Here is a 5787-nt window from a genome sequence, read left to right on the forward strand (position 1 = left end):
CCGCAGCGTTCCATGCGACGCCTGCGAGCGCTTGTCAACCGAGCGGCACCGGACCAAAATGAAATGCAAATTCTGCGCGGCATCCTGACCGCCACCGGGCACGCCATCGCGGCGGCCGAAGCCAAGAGCACTCCCTGCCATGCTGAACCGCCTGCGTGAAGACATCGACTGCGTGTTCGCCCGCGACCCGGCGGCGCGCAACCGCTTCGAGGTATTTACCACCTACCCCGGCCTGCACGCACTGTGGCTACATCGGCTCGCGCACTGGCTGTGGGGGCTGAAGCTGCGCTGGCTGGCCCGTGTCGTCTCCTATCTGGGGCGTTTTTTGACCGGTATCGAGATTCACCCCGGCGCGCGCATCGGCCGGCGCTTTTTCATCGACCACGGCATGGGTGTGGTGATCGGCGAGACGGCCCAGATCGGCGACGATTGCACGCTCTACCACGGCGTGACCCTGGGTGGCACGATTTGGGAGAAGGGCAAACGCCACCCGACCCTGCAGAACGACGTCGTGGTCGGAGCCGGAGCCAAGATCCTCGGCCCGATCACCATGGGCCAGGGGGCGCGCGTCGGCAGCAACTCGGTGGTGGTCAAGGATGTGCCGGCCGGCGCCACTGTGGTGGGGATACCAGGCCGGGTGGTCGGGGCCGATGCCGAGCGTCGGCGCGAGACCGCCGCCCGTATCGGCTTTGCCGCCTATGGCCTGCGCGGCGACTTGCCCGATCCGGTCAGCCGCTCGCTGGACGCCGTACTTGATCACGTCGAGGCGATCGAGGAGCGCATGGCCAAGATCACCGCCGCTCTGCAGGAACTGGGCGTTACAACCGGCACCGATGACGCAGCCGTAGCGCACGCACGCCGCAACGACTCTGACGCTTGACCCCGCCGCGCCCCGCTGCCCCGCCCGGCGACTCTCCGGGCGCGCAGCGCGTGGCGGACGCTGACCCGGACCCCAACAGCACTACCAATACGCGCGCGGCGTCGCGTTTTGTCGAGCCGGCGCGCCTGCGCCGCATCCTGGTGCTGGCGCTGCCCATCATCGCCGCTATGGTGTCGCAGAGCCTGCTGAACGTGATCGACACCGCCATGGTCGGCCAGCTGGGCGACGCCGCGCTGGCGGCCGTCGGCCTGGGTAGCTTCGTGCTGTTTACTTGCCAGGCCATGATCCTTGGCCTGTCAGTGGGTGTGCAGGCCATCGCCGCCCGGCGCAAAGGCGAGGGCCGGCTGGACGAAACCGCCGTCCCCCTCAACGCCAGCCTGCTGCTGATCCTGATCATCGGCCCGGTGTTGACGCTGGCGCTGTATTGGCTGGCGCCGTGGTTTTTCCCACTGCTGACTCCCGATCCGGCGGTCGTTGCCGGCGCCGTGCCGTATTTTCAGATCCGCATGCTCGCCGGCCCGCTGATGGCGATGAACTATGCCTTTCGCGGCTACTGGAACGGTATCGGCCAATCGCGCCTGTACATGATCACGCTGCTGATCATGCACGCCAGCAATGTGCTGCTGAATTACATGTTCATTTACGGCCACTTCGGCGCACCGGAGCTCGGTGTGCCCGGCGCGGCCCTGGCCACGGCGCTGTCGGTGCTGATCGGCACCACCCTTTACTATGGTTTCGGCTGGCGCTACGCGCTGCAAGGCGGCTTCCTGCGCCGCAGGCCAAACCGCCAGGATGTAACCACTCTGGTACGCATATCGGTTCCAGCTGGCTTGCAGCACGTGTCGCAATCGGCCGGTCTGGTGGCCCTGTACTGGATCATCGGCCGCATCGGCACGGCGGAACTGGCCGCCGCCAACGTGCTGGTCAACCTGATGACGGTCGCCATCCTGCCCGGTATGGGCCTGGCCATCGCGGCAGCGACGCTGGTGGGTCAGTCACTCGGCCAGGGGGACGTGGCCGACGCGCGGCGCTGGACACGCGACACACTGCGTGTCGGCATGCTCGGACTCGCTCTGCTTGGGGCGCCGATGGTATTGGCGCCGGACCTGATCCTGGGCCTGTTTCTGCACAGCCCGGACACCATTGCGCTGGCCCGCTGGCCGATGCGTATCGCTGGTCTGGCGGTCATGCTGGAGGGGATCAAACGCATCTACATGCAGGTGCTGATGAGCGCTGGTGATGGGCGCCGGGTGATGCGCATCAGCGTGCTGACGCAATGGGGCATGTTCACGCCGCTGGCGTACATGATCGGCCCGGTGTGGGGCCTTGGCCTGCTCGGCATCTGGCTGGGGCAGGAGGTCTACCGGCTGACCCAGGTGGCGGTATTTCGCCGCTACTGGCGCCAGGGACATTGGGCACGGATCCGGATCTAGCGGTCCGGGAGAGGGCGCGTACCTCATCCAGGAACTTCAGTTTTGGTGCACCGCCCAAGGTGTAATTGACATCGGTTTTGGGGGGTCTTAACAGGTTTGACATGATGGCAAACCAAACAGTAGCCTAGCTCGACGGAAAATTGGACATCCTGGAGGCGTAAAACAGGACGCCTTTTGGGGTGTCCACTTGTAGTTAGGCGCTGCAATTGCAAGACCCGCAACACACGTACCGCCTTCTTGCAGACACGGTTCTGCTGCTTCACTTCGCTGTCGTTGTGTTTGTCGTCGGCGGCCTGGTAGCAGTGTGCGTAGGGAACGTGAAGAACTGGCGCTGGGTCAACTCCCCGGTGTTTCGCCTCGCGCATGTAACGGCCATCGCTATCGCCGTGGCCCAGGCTTGGCTCGGTCAGCTATGTCCTCTCACCATTCTCGAGTCCTGGTTACGCGAGCAGGCAGGAGAAGCAGCATACGCGGCAAGCTTCATAGAGCACTGGGTTCAGCGCGTCCTGTACTACGAGGCTCCGCTCTGGGCCTTAGCACTGGCGTACTCTGTCTTCGGCTCGCTGGTAGTTGCGACCTGGTGGTACTTTCCGCCTAGAAAATTCTCACGCCATCGCCATGCGAGCGGCGCCTAGTCTTTCACTCAACCATGCACGCACCGGCAGGACACCACCGGGCCAGAATGAAACGATGCCCGGTGGTGTCCTGCCGGTTATCAAAAAGGCGCCAAGATGGCAGGTCTTGCCTTGACACATTCGTCCGCGCTGCTGAGAACGCACTCTACAGTTAGGTTTCGATCGGGAAATTGACCTGGCCGGGTTGCGCGCCCGGCACAGGTCCAGTACCGCGCATTACACCGAATTGCTTGCCACGGCTCCTCCTGCCTTGCCGGCAGGCGAGGGTATGTCGGCGCCCGACATGCGCTGCAGCCCGAACGGCCGTTATGCTTAGGGCAAATCTTCCCGGCGACCCCGACATGGCCACCCATAACCCGCTTTCCACAATCCTCACCGAACGCCTCGGCATTGCCTACCCGATCTGCCAGGCCGGCATGGGCTTTATCGCCCGTGGCGAGCTGGCGGCTGCGGTATCGATGGCCGGCGGCCTTGGCGTCATTGGCGCCGAAGGCCTGTCGATTGACGAACTGGCCGAGCACATCGCCAAAGTGCGTACGCTCACCGACCGGCCGTTCGGCGTCGACATCCTGTTCGGGCAGGTCAAGAGCGAGCGCAGCGACGCGGTGGCCGAATACTCGGCCGAGGTGCAGCGCCAGATCGATGTGGTGCTGGAAGCCCGAGTGCCGGTGCTGATCTCGGGCCTGGGTTCGCCAGCTGGCGTGCTGGACGCCGCCCACGCGCGGGGCATGACGGTCATGTCCGTCATCGGCAACGTGCGCCAGGCCAAGCGCCTGGCCGCCGCGGGGGTGGACCTGCTGATCGCCCAGGGCCACGAGGCCGGCGGCCACACCGGGCGCATCGGCAGCTTCACGTTGTTGCCGCAGGTGGTGGACGCGGTTGATATCCCGGTGCTGGCGGCGGGTGGCATTGGCGACGGGCGGGGCCTGGTGGCGGCGCTGGCCCTGGGCGCCTGCGGGGTGTGGCTGGGTACACGCTTTGTCGCCGCCGCCGAGGCCTACGCCCACGATGCCTACAAACAGAAGATCGTCGCCATCGACGAGGAGGGGACGGTCGTGACTCGCGCCCACAGTGGCAAGCCGTGCCGGCTGGTGCGCAACGCTTTCACCGAGCACTGGGACGCCCGGCCGCAGGACATCCAGCCTTTCCCGGCGCAGCACATCAGCGTCGGACGCGATGCCGCCCGCCATGCCCGCTACGATGGTGCGGTGGACGATGGCGGCCTGCCCGCCGGTCAGGTATCCGGCATGATTCACGAGGTGTTGCCGGCCGGCGAGATTGTGCGCCGCATCGTGGACGAGGCGCAGGCGACCCTGGCCCGGCTGGGTCGGGTTTGAATTTCGACAAACAATTTCGACAACCAATTTCGACAAAGAAGGAACCGCTGGTTCAATTACGGGTTCAACCGGCACAAGGGTGTAGTGCCAAAATCAATGGCTGCAAGCCATTGATTCTGCGAGTCCCCGGAAAATTACATTTTTCCGGGGACGTGTGCCGAGAAATCCAGGATGGATTTATTTAGCGTTTCCCTAACAGAGGAGCAGAAACATGACCGTGGCAAGCGCGCTCGACCAATGCGAAGAAACAGCCGGCAAGTGGCGAGTGCTGATCGACCGCAACAGCTGCGAGGGCAAGGAAAAATGCGCCCAGGTGTGCCCGGAAGGCGTGTTCAGCATCCGCCGCCTGACCGACGATGAGTTCAACACCCACGTCAAAGGTTTTCTGCCGCGCCTGAAGGTGCGGGCGCACGGCCGTCGCCAGGCCTTTGCCGACAACGAGCAGGACTGCCGCAACTGCCTGCGCTGCGTGGCCGCCTGCCCGGAAGACGCCATCCAGGTCGTGCCGCGCTGACATAGCCGCAGTCCACCCATGCCGCTTACCGGTATCCGGGTGCTTGATCTGGGCAGCATGGTCGCGGCGCCGCTGGGCGCCACCCTGCTCGGCGACATGGGCGCCGAGGTCATCAAGATCGAGCCCCCCGGTGGCGAGGAAGGTCGCCGCGTCGGCCCGCGCCGCGGCGACGACACCGGCCTGTACATCGGCGTCAACCGCAACAAGCGCGGCATGGTGCTGGACCTGACCCGCCCACAGGGCCAGGAAGTACTGGCCCGGCTGGTGGCGAACAGCGACATCGTTATCCACAATGTGCGCAGTCCCGCCCGCGAGAAGCTCGGACTCGACTATGCCGCCCTGTGTCGCATCCGGCCCGACATCATCCTGGTTACCGTCAGCACCTACGGCGAGACCGGCCCCTACGCCGGTCGGCCGGGCATTGACCCGTCGGCGCAAGCACTCGGTGGCCTCATAGCCGGCACCGGCGAGCCCGGCGGTCAGGCGCTCAAAGCCGGCGCCGCGGTGGCGGACGTGACCGCCGCCACGCTGGTGGCCTATACCGCCATGGTCGCCCTGTGGGCCCGCGCGCGGGACGGCCAGGGCCAGGCGGCCGAGGTGGCACTGATCGACGGCGTGGTCCATCTGCAGCCGGTGCAGCTTGGCGAGTACCTGCTCACCGGCTCGCCGCCGCCGCGGGTGGGCAACCGCAGCCCGTTTTATGCGCCCTACAACAGCTACCGCTGCGCGGACGGCGGCGAAGTGCATCTGGCGGCCTTCAACGACAAGTTCTATCGCAACCTGTGCCGGGCGCTGGATGCACCGGAACTGGCCGTGGACCCACGCTTCGTCGATGGGGGCACGCGACTGAAAAACCGCGATGCGCTGGATCGGGAAATGGCCACGCGCTGCGCCCAATTTTCGCGGGCCGAGCTGATGACCCGGCTGGAGCACGCCGACGTGGTCGCGGCGCCCATCAACGACTACCCGGCGGTCGCCAGCGATCCGC

The 5787-nt window shown here is 65.7% G+C and carries 6 protein-coding genes; all 6 read left to right on the top strand.

What is annotated here, in order from left to right; genetic code table 11:
* Positions 1–139: 139 nt before the first annotated feature.
* On the top strand, positions 140–880 hold the full coding sequence (gene cysE, locus ABZF37_RS13210; protein WP_372720680.1) for a serine O-acetyltransferase: 741 nt from the start codon (positions 140–142) through the stop codon (positions 878–880).
* Positions 877–2313 (top strand): MATE family efflux transporter, encoded by a 1437-nt coding sequence (locus ABZF37_RS13215; protein ID WP_372720682.1) that lies wholly within the window; start codon positions 877–879, stop codon positions 2311–2313. Before cysE ends, ABZF37_RS13215 begins: the two co-directional genes overlap by 4 nt.
* A gap of 206 nt (positions 2314–2519) precedes the next feature.
* Positions 2520–2948: a DUF2784 domain-containing protein gene (locus ABZF37_RS13220; RefSeq protein ID WP_372720684.1), complete on the top strand. Its 429-nt coding sequence runs from the start codon at positions 2520–2522 to the stop codon at positions 2946–2948.
* 341 nt (positions 2949–3289) lie between these two features.
* Positions 3290–4285, top strand: a complete 996-nt coding sequence (locus ABZF37_RS13225; RefSeq protein WP_372720686.1) for an NAD(P)H-dependent flavin oxidoreductase — start codon at positions 3290–3292, stop codon at positions 4283–4285.
* 211 nt (positions 4286–4496) lie between these two features.
* A complete protein-coding gene (locus ABZF37_RS13230) occupies positions 4497–4799 on the top strand; it encodes a 4Fe-4S dicluster domain-containing protein (protein ID WP_372720688.1) in 303 nt (100 codons plus the stop codon).
* An 18-nt stretch (positions 4800–4817) separates the two neighbouring features.
* Positions 4818–5787: CaiB/BaiF CoA transferase family protein (locus ABZF37_RS13235; RefSeq protein ID WP_372720690.1), on the top strand; the 970-nt coding region annotated here is incomplete at its 3' end.

It is taken from the genome of Immundisolibacter sp., assembly GCF_041601295.1.
GTDB lineage: Bacteria > Pseudomonadota > Gammaproteobacteria > Immundisolibacterales > Immundisolibacteraceae > Immundisolibacter.